Here is a 16,675-nt window from a genome sequence, read left to right on the forward strand (position 1 = left end):
TGAACCTCTATCGCCCTCTTGCCCGGCGTCCCATTCGAATCGACTGCTGCTTGCCAAAACGGGTCTTGCGAGTGCCAGGCTTGCCTTCGGTGGAATTTCCCAGCAGCGGCGCCTTCCTTTGCGCGTCCGGAAGGCCGAGTTCGTCATTCTCCAATCGTCGGATCTCGTCGCGCAAGCGAGCGGCTTCCTCGAACTCGAGATCGGCTGCAGCCTTCCGCATCCGCGCTTCCAGATCCTCGACATAGGCCCGAAGGTTGTGGCCGACGAGGTGCGGCGCCTCTTCGTCGCCTGTATCGACGAGCACCGCATCGCGCTGGGACACGTCGGCAAGGATGTCAGAGATGTTCCGCTTGATCGTGGTCGGTGTGATGCCGTGCTGAGCATTGTAGGCCAGCTGCTTTTCGCGGCGGCGATCGGTTTCGTTGAGTGCGCGCTCGATCGATCCGGTGATCGTGTCGGCATAGAGAATCACCTTGCCCTCGACGTTGCGCGCGGCACGGCCGATCGTCTGGATCAGTGAAGTCTCGGAGCGCAGGAACCCTTCCTTGTCGGCGTCGAGAATGGCGACCAGGCCGCACTCGGGAATATCCAGGCCCTCGCGCAGCAGGTTGATCCCGACCAGCACGTCGTAGACTCCAAGCCGGAGGTCGCGGATCAGTTCAATCCGCTCCAGAGTCTCCACGTCGGAATGCATGTAGCGGACCCTGAGGCCGGCCTCGTGCAGGAATTCGGTGAGATCCTCCGCCATTCGCTTGGTGAGGGTGGTGACGAGAGTCCGATAGCCCTTGCGTGCCGTCTCCTTGGCCTCCGCAATCAGATCGTCCACCTGGTCTTCGACCGGCTTGATCTCGACCGGCGGGTCGATCAGTCCTGTTGGCCGGATCACCTGCTCGACGAACACTCCGCCGGACTGTTCCATCTCCCACGACCCCGGTGTCGCCGAGACGCAGACCGTCTGCGGACGCATCGCGTCCCACTCGTTGAAGCGAAGCGGCCGGTTGTCGATGCAGCTCGGAAGCCGGAAGCCATATTCGGCAAGAGTGATCTTCCGACGATGATCGCCCCGCGCCATGGCGCCGATCTGGGGCACCGTCTGATGGCTCTCGTCGACGAACAACAAGGCGTTTTCGGGGAGGAACTCGAACAAGGTGGGGGGCGGCTCGCCGGGAAGCCGGCCGGTCAGAAAGCGACTGTAATTCTCGATCCCAGCGCACGAGCCGGTGGCTGCGATCATCTCCAGATCGAAATTGGTCCGCTGCTCAAGCCGCTGGGCTTCGAGCAGCTTGCCCTCGGCCTGAAGCTCCTTCAGCCGTTCATCCAGCTCGTGGCGGATCGCCTCCATCGCCTGCTTCAGAGTCGGCCCCGGAGTCACGTAGTGCGAATTGGGATAGACCTTCACATAGTCGAGACTCGCAATCTTCTTGCCGGTCAGCGGGTCGAACTCGACGATCTCCTCAATCTCGTCTCCGAAAAAGCCGATCCGCCAGGCCATGTCCTCATAGTGGGACGGGAAGATTTCGAGATTGTCGCCCCGGACCCGGAAATTGCCGCGGGCGAACGCCTGGTCGTTGCGCTTGTACTGGAGCGCGACGAGCTTGCGCACGATCTCCCGCTGGTCGACCGACTGTCCCTTCTTGAGGCTGAAGGTCATGGCCGAGTAGGTCTCGACCGAGCCAATGCCGTAAAGGCACGAAACGGAAGCGACGATGATGACATCGTCCCGTTCAAGCAGCGACCGGGTGGCCGAATGGCGCATCCTATCGATCGCCTCGTTCACGCTCGACTCCTTCTCGATATAGGTGTCGGAGCGCGGCACATAGGCCTCGGGCTGGTAATAATCGTAATAGCTGACGAAATATTCCACGGCATTGTCGGGGAAGAAGCTCTTGAACTCCCCGTAAAGCTGGGCGGCAAGGATCTTGTTCGGGGCAAGCACCAGAGCCGGGCGCTGAAGCGCTTCGATGACCTTCGCCATGGTGAAGGTTTTGCCCGAGCCGGTGACTCCGAGCAGGACCTGGGTGCGCTCGTCCTGTCGGATCTGCTCGACCAGTTCGGCGATCGCCTGAGGCTGGTCGCCCGCCGGTTCATAGTCGGACTCGATCCTTAACCTCTTGCCCCCTTCGGCCTTTTCCGGGCGCTGCGGGCGGTGAGGGACGAAAAGCTCGCCGCCGTCGGGTTCTGCGAGGCTGGTGCGGATGGCGATACCCATGGTTTGCATATGGTCATTGGCGCGGCGGAACGCTAGCGTTGGATGGGCGGGTGCCGGTTGCCGCCGTCGCGGTGCGCCTTCCATTGCCACGCAGAAAGGGAGGAATGGGATGAGGCAAGCAATAGCTGCGACAGCGGCTCTGCTGCTGGCCGCCTGCGGTAGCCAGAATGGCAACGAACAAGCTGGCGGCGGAGGAGGAGGAGGCTCGGTCGCGCTCCAGCCGGGCCAGTGGGAAACGACGATCCAGTTCAGCGAGATCGACGTTCCCGGAATGCCACCGGAAGTCGCCAATCAGATGCAGCAGATGATGGGGCAGCCGCAGACAAACCGTTCGTGCATGACGCCGGAGGACGCCGCCAATCCCGCCCGGGACATGGTCAGCGGCGAAGGCAATCAGAATTGCGAGTTCAGCGAGAACACCTTCTCCGGCGGAACCATCCGCTTGAGGGGCACCTGCAGCGGACCCGGTGGAGCGACCTCTCAGATGACGATGGAAGGAAGCTACACGTCGAATTCGATGCAGGCCCGGATCAGCACGGAGCAGCAGGGTGGTCCCGGAGCCGCTGGAAATCAGGCAATGCGGATGACCGGCAACCTGACCGCTCGCCGGGTGGGGGACTGCCCCGCCGGCGGTTGATCGTTCCCGCCTGAAGAAAGAGGCGTCGGGGCGGTCCCGGCGCCTTTTCTTTGCTGTAGAGATTCCCGACCGGCCGAGTTACGCTCGCTGGATAACAGCAGAGGGGGTGTCGATATGCGAATTCTTGGCTTGATCCCGTTGCTCCTTGTGACAGCCTGCGGTGGGGCAGGCGGCGGCGAGAAGAACGAGGCGATGACGAGCACTGCCGCTCCGGAACCGGGCCAGTGGGATCTTGCCACCGAGGTGACTGCATTCCGATCAGTCGACGAGGGCGAGCCCAGGATCAGCGCCGCGGTCGGAGACCGAGCCACCGAGAGCCTTTGCGTCGGCCCGGGCGACCGGCTCCCGCCGGCCTTTTTCGCAGGCGAAGGCTATGACTGCGACTATGGCACCTATTATGTGCGAAATGGGCGAGTGAACGTCACTCTCGACTGCAGGCGCGAGGGGCTGGACGGAATGATCGCCATCGCCACCGAAGGTCAGTCGCAAGGTTCGACGGCAGAGTTCACTCGAAACGTTCGAACGGCCCTGTCAGCCGATGGAGATGTGGAGATTGCTTCCCGCGTAACGGCAAGGCGCACGGGCGAATGTTCGCCCGCAGGCGAAGGCGCCAACCAGAGCGAAACACCGGTCGGCTAGTGCGCCTGGTCGGTGCCTTCGCTGCCGCCGCAGCCTTGGTCTCGGGTTGTGGCGGCGGCGAGGAGCCGCGCAACATGTCCGTCGAAGAAGTGGCCGCCGAACTCGGCGGACTGCAGATCGAGCCAGGCCTCTGGGAGGTGAGGAGCGAAGTTCTGGACGTGAGCGCGCCAAACCTGCCGATCGAGGTCAGGAATCGAATGGTCGGGCCCCGAACCTCGATGCGCCACTGCATTTCACCCGAGCAAGCGGAGCGGCCGAGCGCCAACTTCCTGGCCGCACAGCAGAGCAGCGAATGCCAGTATCGCGATTTCCAGATGCTCGAGGGCCGGCTGACCGGGACGATGATCTGCCCGAACGCCACCGCAAACATGATCGGCCGCTACGGCCCGGCCAGCTACGAGATGCGCATGAACATGCGCAGCCCCATGCCCGACGGGGCTACGATGACGCTCCAGCTCCGCTCGAGCGGCCGCAAGGTGGGCGAATGTGAGGGAGGGGAAGAATGATCGGCTATGCGACTCTGGGCACCAACGACATCGAGAAGGCGCGCGAATATTATGATGCCCTGCTCGGCTCGATCGGGGCTCGGCGGCTGATGGAATTCGGCGAGGAAGCCGGAGGCTTCACCTTGTGGGGCACGGATTGGGGCCGTCCCGGTCTGGCGCTCACTCGCCCCTATGATCGCGAGCCTGCCGTCGCCGGCAATGGCAACATGATCGCCCTCGTCATGGACAGCCGCGAAAAGGTCGATGCCCTTCACGCCAGGGCGCTGGAGCTGGGCGGAACCGACGAAGGGGCGCCGGGTCTCCGCTCGCCGGAGGGGCCGCGGGCCTTTTACGGCGCCTATTTCCGCGACCTTGAAGGCAACAAGATCTGCGCCTTTCGGGTCGGGCCGGCCTAGCGGCCGAGCGGCGGAACCGCGAAGGTCTGCCCGGCCTCCGTGGCGATGAAGCGGTCGGGCGCGATCCCGCGCTCGAGTCGGAGCGCGGCCAGTCTCTGGCGCGGCTCGTCGATCGGCTCGAAGGTCAGCTGAAACGTGCCCCAATGCATTCCAAGCGCGCGCACGGGATCGAGGATCCGGAAGACTTCGACGGCTTCCTCAGGGTTGATATGGTGGCTGCGCATGAAGTCCCGCGGCTCGTAGGCGCCGATCGGAATGATCGCGAGCCGGAACGGACCATTGCGCGCCGCCTCATGGACCCAGGAGCCGTCGCCCCAGCCGGTGTCCCCGGCGAAAAAGATGTTGCCGCCGGACAGACGCACGGTGAAGGCCGACCACAGCGCTCGGTTGCGATCGGTGAACCAGCGTGAGCCCCAATGGTGGTTGCGCTCGACGATCACTTCGGTACGCGCGCCGCAATCGGCTGTCCCGGATCGAGGATCGCAGGGTCGCGGGACGGCAACGGTTTCGCCCCAGTCGGCTGCCCGGGCTTCGATCCCGGCGTTGCGCAGGATAGTGTCGTTGCCGAGGCTGGTGACGACCAGCGGCCGATCGCGTTCCCAGAGCCGGCGGAGGGTCGGCAGGTCCAGATGGTCGTAATGGTTGTGACTGACCAGGACGAGGTCGATCTTCGGGAGGTCGTCGAAGCGAACGCCCGGCGCTCGAACCCGGTTCGGGCCGATCGGCGGAAAGGGGGAAGCGATCTCGCTCCAGATCGGGTCGGTAAGGATGTTGAGACCGGCCGTCTGCACCAGCACGGTCGCGTGGCCGATCCAGGTGACGCGCATCTCCTCGCCCTCGACCCGCCGGGGCGGGACGCTGGGCGTGACCGGCACATGATCCGGCCAGACGGCACGTTCCTGCGACGTGGACCAGCGGCTGAAGAAGTTGCGGCGGCCCCGGCTCGTCGGCGGCGCCGGGCCGTCCGGATTGAAGAAGCGCTCGCCATCGAAATGGTCGCTCGCCGGGCCTTCATAATAGATTCGGTCGAGGAAAGGCGGAACCACGGTCGGCGCGAAGCAGAGCGCTGCCGCGAGGAACAACATGCCTGTACCAAGCCATCGCAGCGCCGCCCACATCGGGCCTGTCATAGCGGCGGGCCGAAGCGGGACAAGCGCTCAGCGCACGACGGTGAAACCCGCAGGCGCTCGAGTCTCGACATATTCTTCCTGGTACATGTCGAAGACGATCCGGCCCGACCGGCCGGCGCAGGCGACCTCATAGGCAGCGACCACCGAACCGAAAGCCCCGATTCCGGCCGAGCTTCGCGTCCCGATCCGGACGGGCGAGCCGTCGGCGCAACGCAGCCGCGCGAGATAGGCGCGTTCGCCTTCGGGGCCGGCGACCCGGACGGGATTCTCGGTGGTTCCGAGCGGATGCGCTTCCGCTGCGGCGATCAGCTGCCGCATTTCCTCCTCCGGCGAGCTGTTGCGCATCTGCGCCGCCATGTCGGCTGGGGATGTCGTGCGCTCGCCCAGACGCTGGGCGCCAGCGGGAGCGGCGAGGGCGACGATGATCAGGAACAGGACGGGGGAACGCATTTCACTCTCCAGGATCTTCGGGGCGACACTGCCCGCTTATCAATGAACGGATTCGCCGTCAGATGGAAGCTCTTGGGGTATCAATGAAAATCACGGGATTTCAGGCGCATGCCGCCATCCCGACTCGGCAGGGCCGGGGGCGCAGGACTATTCCGATGGCGCGGGTCGAAGCCGTTGCGAGCTCCGTCGCCGCGGCCGGTGCGGTGCGGAAATGGACGCTCGCCGACCTGGCGAAGAAGCCCGGATAGATCCTCGATCCTGTCGGCGACGATATGCGTCACCTGTCCCTCGCGCTGCAAGGTGCCGAACACCGCGATCATCGGCGAGGCCAGGATGATCCGGCGGTGGCGCTCGAAAATGCGCTGCCAGACGATCGCATTGGCAATTCCCGATTCGTCCTCGATCGTCAGGAAAGTAACGTTGCCTTCGCCCGGCCGCTGGCGAATCAGCACGATCCCGGCAACGGCGACTTTCGCCCCGTCCTTCAGTTCCTGGAACCGGGCGGCCGGGACGACGCCCTGCCGCTCCAGTTCGACACGAACGAAAGCGACCGGGTGATTGCGCAGCGAGAGCTGTACGGCGCGATAGTCCTCGATCACCTCGCGTCCCTCGGTCAGGGGATTGAGAGCCACCGCCGGTTCGTTGTCCCGCGCCTCGGCCGCCGCGAACAGAGGCAGCGGCGCCTGTCCCAATCCCCGCACCCGCCATAGCGCCTGGCGTCGATCGAGTCCGAGCGAATGAAAGGCATCGGCGTCGGCCAGCTTCTCGAGCGCCGCCACCGGCACGCCAGATCGACGCCACACGTCCTCGACCGACTGGAAAGGCGAGTCCATGGCGGCGGCGGCAATCCTCGCACCATGATCGTTGGACAGTCCCCTGACCATTCGGAGACCGAGGCGAAGCGGAAGATATTTTCCTTCGCCTCGTTCGAGCGTGCAGTCCCAGCGGCTGGAACTCACGCAGACCGGACGCACCTCGACGCCATGATCGAGGGCGTCGCGGACGAGCTGGGCCGGGGCGTAAAAGCCCATTGGCTGGGCATTGAGCAGTGCGGCACAGAAGATTTCCGGATGGTAATGCTTCATCCAGGACGAAGCGTAGGCGATCTTGGCGAAGCTGGCGGCATGGCTTTCCGGGAAACCGTAGCTGCCGAAGCCTTCGATCTGCTTGAACGTTCGCTCGGCGAAGTCTCGGTCATAGCCGTTCCGGACCATTCCTTCGACCATCTCGTCGTGAAAATGACTGACTCCGCCGGTCGTCTTGAACGTGGCCATCGAGCGGCGCAGCGCGTCGGCCTTGGCCGGTGAAAAGCCGGCTCCGACGATCGCCACCTTCATCGCCTGCTCCTGAAAAAGCGGCACGCCTTTGGTCCTGTGGAGGACCTCGTACAATTGCCTTGAAGGATATTCCTCGGCCTCCTTTCCCTCCCGGCGGCGGAGATAGGGATGAACCATGTTGCCCTGGATCGGCCCGGGCCGGACGATCGCCACCTGAATGACGATGTCGTAAAATTCCTTGGGCCTGAGGCGCGGCAGCATCGCTATCTGCGCCCGGCTCTCGATCTGGAAGACGCCGATCGTGTCGGCGTTGGAGATCATTTCGAAGACAGCCGGATCGTCCTTCTGCATCTCGGGCGAAGCGAGGGTCAGGCGCTGCCCCTTATGCTCGGCGAGCAGATCGAAGGCGCGCCGCATGCAGCCGAGCATGCCCAATCCAAGAACGTCGAGCTTCATGATCTTCAATTCTTCGAGATCGTCCTTCTCCCATTCGACGACCTGGCGGTCTTCCATCGCCGCCGGTTCGATCGGGACGAGCTCGTCGAGCCGGTCGCGAGTCAGAACGAATCCCCCGGGATGCTGGGAAAGATGCCTGGGCGTGCCGATCAGCTGCCGACTGAGTTCGAGCGTCAAGGCGAGCCGCGGATCGTCCCTGTCGAGGCCAAGTTCGGCGACATGCCGTTCAGCGATCCCTTCATTGGACCAGCCCCAGACCTGCCCCGACAATGAAGCCGTCAGATCTTCGGACAGGCCCAGGACCTTGCCGACCTCGCGAACCGCGCCGCGGGTGCGGTAGCGGCTCACCACCGCGGCCAGGGCGGCATGATTGTGGCCGTAGGTTTCGTAGATCCACTGGATCACTTCCTCGCGTCGTTCATGCTCGAAATCGACGTCGATGTCCGGCGGCTCGTCGCGGTCGTCGGACAGGAAGCGCTCGAACAACAGCTTGTGATCGACGGGGTCGATCGAGGTGATTCCGAGGACGTAGCAGATGACCGAGTTGGCGGCCGAACCCCGGCCCTGGCAAAGTATCTTCTGGCTGCGCGCATATTGAACGACCGAATGAACGGTCAGGAAGTAAGGCGCATAGCGCCAGCGCTCGACCAGCTTCAGCTCATGGGTCAGGAGCTTGCGATAGGCTTGCGGCGGCCTGCCTTCGAACAGGCCGTTCAGCGCCATCCAGGACAGCCGTTCGAGCGCCTTCTGCGGCGAGCGGTGAGTCATCACGATCTCGTCGGGATATTGGTAGCTCAACTCCCTCAGCGAGAAGGTGCACCGTTCGGCGATCTCGGCGGTGGCCCGGATCGCGTCGGGAAAGTCTCTGAACCGGCGCTCCATCTCCTTCGGGCTCTTGAGATGGCGGTCGGCGAAGCGTTCGCGTCGGAAGCCGAGCTCGTCGATCGTGACATGCTCCCGGATTGCGGTGACGACGTCCTGGAGCATGCGCTTGGCGGGACTGTCGTAAAGGACGTCACCGGTTGCGAGGCCGCGCAGTCCGTAGCGACGGGCGAGCCGGTCCAGCGCGTGCAGGCGCTTCACCTCACCCGGGCGGCGCCGATGGGTGAGTGCGAGATGGCCGCGAGGTCCGAAAATGTCGGCCATCTGGGCGAGCGCCGTTTCGGTGACCTGGTCGGCTTCGTCGGGAACGAGCGCGGCGATCAGCCCCTCGCTCCAGGCGGCGACATCCTCCCAGTGGAGGAAGCATTGCCCCTTTTCACCCTTTTTCCGGTCCACCCGATTCTTGCCGGTGGTAAGCAGCCGGGTAAGGCGCGACCAGGCGCCGCGGTCCTCCGGCCAGACCAGAAGCGAGTTGCCGTCCATCAGGTCGAGGCGGCATCCGGCAACGAGCCTCACTCCGGTGGCATCGGATGCCCTAAGCGCCTTGACGAGTCCGCCGACCGTGTTGCGATCGACGATTCCGAGCGCCGGATAACCGAGCAGAGCCGCAGCCGAGAACAGTTCCTCCGCGCTGGAAACCCCGCGCAAGAAGCTGAAATGCGTTGCAGCCTGGAGCTCGACATAGGTCATGCGAACACTCCGTGCATGTGCCAGCTCATCGCTCCGGTCACGGGATTCTCGCCATCGCCCTTGCGGAAGAGCCAGAAGCGAGCGCCCTCTTCGGCCTCGACCTGAAAATAGTCCCGCACGGAATCCCGCTCGGTCGGGCTTCGCCACCATTCGCCGTAAAGGCGCTCGGGCCCGTCAGCGGCAGTGACCCGATAGGCCTTGCCGCGCCACCGGAAGCGCAAGGGAGCGCCGTCGGGGAGAACGGACAGGACCTGATCGACCGGCTCCGGCGGCGAAATGAGGCGAATGGGACGAGGCCAGTCGGGCCAGCTTGCCGTCTCCGCCAGCGGGCCGGCGCGGGTGACGCTTCGCTCCGGAAGGTCGCTTTCGAGCGCGGTCAGTCGAAACAGGCGATTCTGACCGAGGCGAACGACGAGGCGATCGACCAGCAGACTGAGGTCCGGCGGCTGGTCCTCGCCGGCGAGCGCGCTTTCGATCGCCTGCGGCGCCAGCGGCTCGACTCGCTCAGCCAGCAGCCGAAGACGCTCGATCCCGAAGCCGGGTTCGATCTTCTCGATCCTGGCACACAAAAGCCGGTGCAGGTGATCGCCGTCCCGGCTTGCGCGGGCGAGACTGACGGTCTGGTGCTGTTCGCTATTGTCGAGCCGCTGGCAGGCGAAGGCCAGGCGCCGGACACCGAGCCCTGCTTCTGAAAGCAGGGGAACGAGGCGGCGGACGGCTTCGCCGAGCGCCTCGGCAATGGCTTCGGCGGTGGCGATCGGCTCCATGAAGCGCAACAGGACCGAGGGAGGCTCTTCCGGAACGATTGGATCGAACGGCTCCGGCGCTCGGCCGAGAGCCTGATCGAGGCGCCGAAGAAGCGTTGCGCCGAAGCGGCGCTGCAACGGCGCTCGAGGCATCGAAAGCAGCTCGCTCACTCTTTCCAGACCGAGCCGATGAGCGGCGTTGAGCACCGACTCGTCGAGACGAAGCGCCGCCAGCGGCATGGACGCGATCGCCTCGGCTTCGCGTCCCGAAGGGCAGAGGATGAGCGGATCGCCGCCGAAACGGGCGAGCGCGTGCGCAGCGGCGGGCGTACCGGCGACGGCGATCCGGGCGGTGAACCCGAGCCGATTCACGAAAGCGAGGATGCGTTCGGACATGCGCCGTTCGCCGCCGAACAAATGGGTGACCCCGGTCAGGTCGAGCCAGAGCCCGTCGGCGCCCGACAGAGCCGCGCGAGGAGTCCAGCGGCGCGCCGCGAACAGTCCGAGCCGAGCGAGCCAGGCGGCGTCACCCTCGGGGTCGGCCGGCCGAACGTCGAGGCCGGGAACCAGGATTCGGGCCTTGCTTAGCGGCATGGCCGGAGCGAGGCCCAGTGAACGAGGGTGCGGCGATACCGCGGCGAGCACGTCCTGATTTCCCTGCCGATGCGCTGTCACGAGCGCTCCGGCACCATCTGCCCGCGGCAGGAGAGCCTCGCTCTCCTTTTCCCTTGCCCAGCGCGCCCCCGGCCGCCAGCCGCCGCCGCGGGGGCAGGAACAATCGGCGATCCGGTCACCCGACGGCAGATCCTGAATGGCGAAGAGCCGTGCGGCCTTGGCTGGCTTGGGTTCAGGCGGCGATGGCGGCCGCTCCATCCGCCTGATCCGGTCGATTGCCAGATCGGGCAGGAAGAGCGAGGCGAGCCTCGGCATCGGGAGCCTCCAATATCCATTCATGACCCGGCCCGCCGCGCTGACGGGCGAGAGTGACGCGCCATCGGGCACGGCCGAACTCGACGTCCGCCGCCCCGCCCGCCTGGTCGAAGACGGGATGGTCCTCGCCTTCCGACATCTTCGACGCAAGCGGCCGGCTCGGAGCGAAACCGATCCGCCAGCGGGTCATGGCGTTCGACGGAGCAGCGAGCGGATCGCCTCCTGCCTTGCGCCAGTGGCGGAGCAGCAAGGCAGTGGTGCCCCCCTCCTCCGCGGCGAGCTGGAGCCTGCGCGCGCACGCCATGGCGGCGCGCGAGACTTCGCCGACGACCGCGCAGAGACTGCCGTGGCGAAGCGATTCCTCCATCACGTTCAGAACCTCCGAATCGTCGCGGCACTCGGCATAAAGCACGCGGTCGGGAGTCAGCCCGGCCTGGGCCAGCGCCGGCGCGAACAGACCGCGCCGCGAAAGTACCCAGAGCACCTGTCCCTTTCCTTCCGCCCGCGACAGGCGCGCGGCAAGGCCGGCGAGGAACAGGGTTGCCGCTGCCTCGTCGCCGAGCACGGGGGCCGCCGGCGCCGCCTCGTGAAGGGCATTCAATGGCAGCCCACCCTGGGCAAGTCGGCTGTCCACCGCCTCCAGACCGAAGGGCAGGTTCGGCCGATCCGACTTGCGGCCAGCATTTTCGATGGCGTGAATCTGAGCCCGCAAGCGGGCGAGACGATCGTCGGTGACAGGTGAAGCGGACATGCGACTCGGACTCATTTGTTCGCAATATGTTCCGCTTCCATTCAGCCCGAGTCAAGGCTGGCGCGGCTTATTCCCCGTCCAATTCGCCGCCGCCGGACCGGCGGCCTTCGGCCGCTAAAAATCCCCTGCCTCACCTCCGAGGTTGAACGCCTCAGACGAACAGGCTCTAGAAGGTGCAATGATCCTGCTGCTGCGTTCGCTCCTGCTCGCCTTCGCCCTGCTCCTCACCGCTCCCGCTTTCGCCCAGAGCGGAGGCGAGGACTGGCTTTACCGCGACAGCGATATCGCCCGCGATCCGGCCTGGCGGTTCGGCACCCTGCCGAACGGCTTGCGCTATGCGGTCCGCCGCAATCCCCTGCCCGCCGGCCAGGTCTCGATCCGGATCCGGATCGACGCCGGTGCGCTTCACGAGCAGGACCATGAACGAGGCTGGGCTCACTTCGTCGAACATATGCTGTTCCGCGGAACCGAGAATTATCCCGACAGCCGAGCGCGCCAGATCTGGCAGGAACTCGGTGCCAATTTCGGCAGCGACAGCAATGCCCGGACCACGCCGACCGAGACGGTCTACATCCTCAACCTGCCCCAGTCGGCGCGCGAACCGCTCGACACCAGCCTCGGGATCCTCGCAGAGATGATGTCGAGCGCCCGGTTCGATCCCGCCGCAGTGGCGGCCGAGCGTCCTGTGGTGCTCGCCGAAAAGGCGCGCCGGCCCGAACTCAGCCAGCGCATCTTCGACTTGAGCCGAACGCTCTTCTATTCGGGCCTGCGGTTCGCCGATCGCGATACGATCGGCACCGAAGAGACACTCCGTGCAGCGACGGCCGACGGCCTGAAAGCCTTCTACCATCGCTGGTACCGCCCCGATCGAGCCACCATCGTCATGGTCGGCGATGCCGATCCCGACCTGATGGAAGCGCTGATCCGCGCCCGCTTCGGAAACTGGCAATCGCGAGCACCGGAGCCGGAGGAGCCAGATTATGGGCGGATCGCCGAAGCCTCCAGGCCTGTCGCCAACCTGGCTTATCCCGGAACTCCGGCGACGGCGTCCATCCTGTGGCTTCGCCCATATCGCCACGAACCGCATACGACCGAGCGCGAGCGCCGATCGCTCGAGCAATTGCTCGCGTCGCGAATCATCAACCGACGCCTGGAGGCCCATGCGCGAGGTGAATCGGCGTTCATCAACGCCTCAGTCGGATCGAGCCGGTCGCGCAACATCGCGGACACCACCCAGCTCTCGGTCGTGGCTCGAAACGGCAGCTGGCGCCCGGCGCTAGAACAAAGCTTCGCCATCATCAGCGACGCCTTGCGCGCCCCGCCAAGTCCGGCCGAGATCGAGCGCGAGCTCCGCAACCTGCGCACCGCCGCAACCGCCGCCGTTCAGGGCGAAGCCACCGTTCAGTCACAGGTGCATGCCGACCGGCTGATCAATGCCGTCGACGATCTCAACGTGGTCGCCACCGCGGAGACGGTGCTCGCCAATTTCGAGCGCAATGTTCCCCTGATGACTCCGGAACGGGTCCAGGCGGCCATGCGGGCGCTGTTCGAGGGCTCCGGCCCGCGCATGCTGCTGATAACTCCGCAGCCGGTGGAGGGCGGCGAGGAGGCGATGATTGAGGCATTGGCCGCGGCTCAGTCGGCCGCCCCCGCCACTCGCCGAATCGAACGAAGCGTCAGCTTCGACGACCTGCCGCCTTTGGGCTCTCCGGGACGGGAAGTTTCGCGCCAGCGGATCGAGGATCTCGACGTCACCATCGTCCGCTTCGCGAACGGGTCGACGCTTACGTTCAAACGGACCGAGTTTGACCGGGGGTCGGTGCTGGTTCGACTTCGCTTCGGCAGCGGCCTGAGCGGAGTCGCTCCGGATCAGCCCTCGCTGACCTGGCTTGCCGGCCTGGTCGGTCCGTCCGGACTGGCGGATCTCAATCTCGATGCCATGGAGCGACTCCTGACCGGCCGCCGTATGGGGCTGGCCTTCGGGGTGGACGAAGACGCTTTCGTTCTCAGCGGCCAGACCAACCCGGCAGACCTGTCCGACCAGTTGCGCCTGCTCGTCACCAAGCTCACTCACCCGCGCTGGGATGCCGCCTTGTTCGAGCGGTTCCGAACCGCCGCCGTGGAGAGCTTCGACCTCCATTTCACGTCCGCCTCGGCGCGCGCCCAGCGGGAAATGGGCGGAGTGATCCGGCCCAATGACGAGCGCTGGCGTCCTATCGGGCGGGAGGAGATGGCGAGCGTCTCGGTCGATCAGTTCCGCGATTTCTTCGCTCCGCGGCTTGCCGCCGGCCCCGTTCACGCGATCATCGTCGGCGACATCCAGCTGGATTCAGCCGTCGCCGCTATGCTCCCCACCGTGGCCGCCCTGCCGACTCGTCCGGAAGCGGCCGCAGCCGCTGACCCCGCGGCGCTCCGACCTCCGGCCGCCGATTCCGAGCCGCGCCGGTTCACGCACGAGGGCGATCCGAACCAGGCCTTCGCGATGATCGGCTGGTCCACTCTCGGCGGCCTTGATCGCATCCGGGAAAGGCGGGCGCTCGCCTTGGCAGGCAATCTGTTCCAAGCGCGGCTGTTCGATCGCCTGCGAGAGGCCGAAGGCGCCACTTACTCGCCGAGCGCTGCGCATCTGAGCTCCGAGACCTTTTCGAACTGGGGCATCTTTTACGCGTCGGCCGAAGTGCGGCCGGAAAACGTCCCTGCTTTTTTCCGGGCGGCTCGCGAGATCGTCGCCGATCTTGGCGCCCGGCCCGTCTCGCAGGAGGAGTTCATCCGCTCACAAGCGCCCGTGATCCGTGGCATCGAACGCCGATTGGCGACAAACGCCTACTGGATCGAGGCGCTGGAAAACTGGATCGACAGCCCGCAGGAGATCGAGTCCGTGCGCTCCTATCTTGCCGACTACCGGTCCCTTGCTCCGGCCGATGTGCAGCGGGCGATCGCCACCTATGTAACCGACGAGGGCGACTGGTCGATGGTCGTCCTTCCGGCTAGAGAGAGCGTGGCAAGAGAAGGAAATGGTGCCCGATAGCGCGATACAGGTGGCCGCGCCCGCTCCGCGCCAGGCCTCGGGAAAGTGGAACCCCTTGGGGCTTCGCGGCCGCCCCTTCTTCGAGGACAAGAACCGGGCCTTCTGGACGCTACAGTCGGTCGGCTGGGCAGGCTATTTCGTGCTTCGCACCCTGTCCGGCATCGGCAACGCGATGGGCTGGGCCTATCTGCTCCACACCTTGCTGCTTACCGCCACCGGCTATTCGATCACTCTCCTGATGGCAGCCGCCTATCGCCGGCTGATCCGAATGAGGCCGCTCTACACCTGGGTCGGAACCATCCTGATCGTGATCGTCGCCGCCGCCGCCTTTTCGATGATCGAGACGTGGAGCGTGGCCACGTTCGTCGATCCGGAAATCAAGATCGGCGGCCTCCGATTCCTTGGCGCCATCCTGTTCACCGTCTCGCTGCTCGTCGCCTGGTCGGCACTCTACTACAGCATCAACTTCTACCTGCTTCTCGAGGAACAATCGGACCGGCTGCTCCGGCTGGAAAGCCAGGCCTCGAACGCCCAGCTCGCCATGCTGCGCTACCAGCTCAACCCCCACTTCCTCTTCAACACGCTCAACTCCATCTCGACGCTGGTCCTCCTGAAGCAGACCGAGCGGGCCAATGCGATGCTGTCCCGCCTTTCCTCCTTCCTGCGCTATACCTTGGTCAACGAATCGACCGGGCTGGTCACGATCGAACAGGAGATCGAGACCCTGAAGCTCTACCTCGAGATCGAGAAGATGCGATTCGAGGATCGCCTTCGGCCGCATTTCCACATCGACCCGAGCTGCAACCGGGCGCTGCTGCCGTCGTTGTTGCTCCAGCCGCTGATCGAAAATGCCATCAAATATGCGGTGACTCCCCAGGAGGAGGGGGCGGACATATCGATCGAAGTGCACCGAAGGGTGGATCGGGTGATGATCAGCGTCTCCGACACGGGTCCTGGCGCCGATGCGCAGTACAGGAAGCGGGCCGCGGAATCGACCGGCGTCGGCCTGGCGAACATAAGGGACCGCCTGGCTCAGGCCTATGGCGAGAACCACCGCTTCGAGACACAGTCAGAGATCACAGGGGGCTTCCGCGTTTTCATCGAGATACCGTTTCAAGTACAAGAGTTCGAGGAGCCGAAATGACCATTCGCACTATCCTGGTCGATGACGAACCGCTTGCCATCCAGGGTCTTCAGCTGCGCCTGCAGGCACATGAGGATGTCGAGATCGTCGACACCTGCTCGAACGGGCGCGAGGCGATCCGAAGCATCAAGACTCACAAGCCGGACCTCGCCTTTCTCGATATCCAGATGCCCGGATTCGACGGCTTTTCCGTGATCCAGGGGCTGATGGAGATCGAACCGCCCTTGTTCGTCTTCGTCACCGCTTATTCCGACCATGCGCTTCGCGCCTTCGAGGCTCAGGCCGTCGACTATCTGATGAAGCCGGTGGAGGAATCGCGGCTTGCGGACACGCTCGACCGGGTTCGGCAGCGCCTCACCGAGAAACGCGGAGTCGAGGAGGTCGATCGACTGAAGGAAGTGCTCGCCGAGGTGGCGCCCGAGGCGATGGAGAATGTCGAGGCGGGCGAAGATGCCCTTTCGTCGAACCGCTACGAGAAGATGATCAACATCAAGGATCGCGGTCAGATCTTCCGGGTGGATGTCGATTCGATCGAACAGGTGGAAGCCGCGGGCGACTATATGTGCATCAAGACCGCGGACAATACGCTGATCCTTCGCGAGACGATGAAGGACCTGGAGAAGCGCCTTGATCCGCGAAGATTCCAGCGGGTTCACCGCTCCACCATCGTCAATCTGGATCAGGTGAAGCAGGTGAAGCCGCACACCAATGGCGAATGCTTCCTCGTGCTCGACAGCGGAGCCCAGGTGAAGGTCAGCCGTTCCTATCGCGACGTTGTCGCTCGGTTCGTTCACTAAGGGAGGTC

The 16,675-nt window shown here is 64.9% G+C and carries 13 protein-coding genes; 7 read left to right on the forward strand and 6 right to left on the reverse strand.

From position 1 onward, the window contains the following. Positions 1-7: 7 nt before the first annotated feature. On the reverse strand, positions 8-2,209 hold the full coding sequence (gene uvrB, locus ACRYLT_RS02525) for an excinuclease ABC subunit UvrB (RefSeq protein ID WP_482662538.1): 2,202 nt from the start codon (positions 2,207-2,209) through the stop codon (positions 8-10). A 109-nt stretch (positions 2,210-2,318) separates the two neighbouring features. Here uvrB and ACRYLT_RS02530 point away from each other — a divergent pair, with 109 nt between their 5' ends. The 4 genes from ACRYLT_RS02530 (at position 2,319) to ACRYLT_RS02545 (ending at position 4,386) form a co-directional block, all read left to right on the forward strand. Continuing rightward, complete coding sequence (locus tag ACRYLT_RS02530) at positions 2,319-2,846, forward strand: DUF3617 domain-containing protein (protein WP_482662539.1); 528 nt, start codon at positions 2,319-2,321, stop codon at positions 2,844-2,846. 192 nt (positions 2,847-3,038) lie between these two features. Beyond that, positions 3,039-3,485, forward strand: coding sequence for a DUF3617 domain-containing protein (locus tag ACRYLT_RS02535; RefSeq protein ID WP_482662540.1), 447 nt, complete (start codon positions 3,039-3,041; stop codon positions 3,483-3,485). A 74-nt stretch (positions 3,486-3,559) separates the two neighbouring features. Then, positions 3,560-3,991: a DUF3617 domain-containing protein gene (locus ACRYLT_RS02540; protein ID WP_482662541.1), complete on the forward strand. Its 432-nt coding sequence runs from the start codon at positions 3,560-3,562 to the stop codon at positions 3,989-3,991. Further along, entirely contained in the window at positions 3,988-4,386 is a 399-nt protein-coding gene (locus ACRYLT_RS02545; protein WP_482662542.1) for a VOC family protein, read from the forward strand. Before ACRYLT_RS02540 ends, ACRYLT_RS02545 begins: the two co-directional genes overlap by 4 nt. Here the strand turns inward: ACRYLT_RS02545 and ACRYLT_RS02550 are convergent. The 5 genes from ACRYLT_RS02550 to ACRYLT_RS02570 all read right to left on the reverse strand — a co-directional run bounded on the left by ACRYLT_RS02550 (position 4,383) and on the right by ACRYLT_RS02570 (position 11,698). Next, positions 4,383-5,471 (reverse strand): MBL fold metallo-hydrolase, encoded by a 1,089-nt coding sequence (locus ACRYLT_RS02550; protein WP_482662543.1) that lies wholly within the window; start codon positions 5,469-5,471, stop codon positions 4,383-4,385. The genes ACRYLT_RS02545 and ACRYLT_RS02550 overlap by 4 nt on opposite strands. Positions 5,472-5,543: 72 nt before the next feature. Further along, complete coding sequence (locus ACRYLT_RS02555) at positions 5,544-5,966, reverse strand: hypothetical protein (RefSeq protein WP_482662544.1); 423 nt, start codon at positions 5,964-5,966, stop codon at positions 5,544-5,546. An 80-nt stretch (positions 5,967-6,046) separates the two neighbouring features. Continuing rightward, on the reverse strand, positions 6,047-9,271 hold the full coding sequence (locus ACRYLT_RS02560; RefSeq protein ID WP_482662545.1) for an error-prone DNA polymerase: 3,225 nt from the start codon (positions 9,269-9,271) through the stop codon (positions 6,047-6,049). Continuing rightward, positions 9,268-10,947, reverse strand: coding sequence for a DUF6504 family protein (locus ACRYLT_RS02565; RefSeq protein WP_482662546.1), 1,680 nt, complete (start codon positions 10,945-10,947; stop codon positions 9,268-9,270). The genes ACRYLT_RS02560 and ACRYLT_RS02565 overlap by 4 nt, the downstream gene beginning before the upstream one ends. Then, positions 10,865-11,698 carry an ImuA family protein gene (locus tag ACRYLT_RS02570; RefSeq protein ID WP_482662547.1) on the reverse strand — a complete coding sequence of 278 codons (834 nt, stop codon included), beginning with the start codon at positions 11,696-11,698 and terminating at the stop codon, positions 10,865-10,867. Before ACRYLT_RS02570 ends, ACRYLT_RS02565 begins: the two co-directional genes overlap by 83 nt. A gap of 178 nt (positions 11,699-11,876) precedes the next feature. Here ACRYLT_RS02570 and ACRYLT_RS02575 point away from each other — a divergent pair, with 178 nt between their 5' ends. From ACRYLT_RS02575 to ACRYLT_RS02585, 3 genes are read left to right on the forward strand one after another with little or no spacing between them, the layout of a single operon-like run. Beyond that, complete coding sequence (locus ACRYLT_RS02575; protein ID WP_482662548.1) at positions 11,877-14,726, forward strand: M16 family metallopeptidase; 2,850 nt, start codon at positions 11,877-11,879, stop codon at positions 14,724-14,726. Continuing rightward, a complete protein-coding gene (locus tag ACRYLT_RS02580; RefSeq protein ID WP_482662549.1) occupies positions 14,713-15,870 on the forward strand; it encodes a sensor histidine kinase in 1,158 nt (385 codons plus the stop codon). Before ACRYLT_RS02575 ends, ACRYLT_RS02580 begins: the two co-directional genes overlap by 14 nt. Continuing rightward, positions 15,867-16,667: a LytR/AlgR family response regulator transcription factor gene (locus tag ACRYLT_RS02585; RefSeq protein WP_482662550.1), complete on the forward strand. Its 801-nt coding sequence runs from the start codon at positions 15,867-15,869 to the stop codon at positions 16,665-16,667. Before ACRYLT_RS02580 ends, ACRYLT_RS02585 begins: the two co-directional genes overlap by 4 nt. The last annotated feature ends 8 nt before the right edge of the window (positions 16,668-16,675 follow it).

Source organism: Sphingosinicella sp. SM1-17, from assembly GCF_056821765.1.

What these genes read in the sequence shown, in the direction of transcription:
- uvrB (WP_482662538.1), bottom strand. Translation starts at nt 2,209, where the DNA reads ATGGGTATCGCCATCCGCACCAGCCTCGCAGAACCCGACGGCGGCGAG.
- ACRYLT_RS02530 (WP_482662539.1), top strand. Translation starts at nt 2,319, where the DNA reads ATGAGGCAAGCAATAGCTGCGACAGCGGCTCTGCTGCTGGCCGCCTGC.
- ACRYLT_RS02535 (WP_482662540.1), top strand. Translation starts at nt 3,039, where the DNA reads ATGACGAGCACTGCCGCTCCGGAACCGGGCCAGTGGGATCTTGCCACC.
- ACRYLT_RS02540 (WP_482662541.1), top strand. Translation starts at nt 3,560, where the DNA reads ATGTCCGTCGAAGAAGTGGCCGCCGAACTCGGCGGACTGCAGATCGAG.
- ACRYLT_RS02545 (WP_482662542.1), top strand. Translation starts at nt 3,988, where the DNA reads ATGATCGGCTATGCGACTCTGGGCACCAACGACATCGAGAAGGCGCGC.
- ACRYLT_RS02550 (WP_482662543.1), bottom strand. Translation starts at nt 5,471, where the DNA reads ATGTTGTTCCTCGCGGCAGCGCTCTGCTTCGCGCCGACCGTGGTTCCG.
- ACRYLT_RS02555 (WP_482662544.1), bottom strand. Translation starts at nt 5,966, where the DNA reads ATGCGTTCCCCCGTCCTGTTCCTGATCATCGTCGCCCTCGCCGCTCCC.
- ACRYLT_RS02560 (WP_482662545.1), bottom strand. Translation starts at nt 9,271, where the DNA reads ATGACCTATGTCGAGCTCCAGGCTGCAACGCATTTCAGCTTCTTGCGC.
- ACRYLT_RS02565 (WP_482662546.1), bottom strand. Translation starts at nt 10,947, where the DNA reads ATGCCGAGGCTCGCCTCGCTCTTCCTGCCCGATCTGGCAATCGACCGG.
- ACRYLT_RS02570 (WP_482662547.1), bottom strand. Translation starts at nt 11,698, where the DNA reads ATGTCCGCTTCACCTGTCACCGACGATCGTCTCGCCCGCTTGCGGGCT.
- ACRYLT_RS02575 (WP_482662548.1), top strand. Translation starts at nt 11,877, where the DNA reads ATGATCCTGCTGCTGCGTTCGCTCCTGCTCGCCTTCGCCCTGCTCCTC.
- ACRYLT_RS02580 (WP_482662549.1), top strand. Translation starts at nt 14,713, where the DNA reads ATGGTGCCCGATAGCGCGATACAGGTGGCCGCGCCCGCTCCGCGCCAG.
- ACRYLT_RS02585 (WP_482662550.1), top strand. Translation starts at nt 15,867, where the DNA reads ATGACCATTCGCACTATCCTGGTCGATGACGAACCGCTTGCCATCCAG.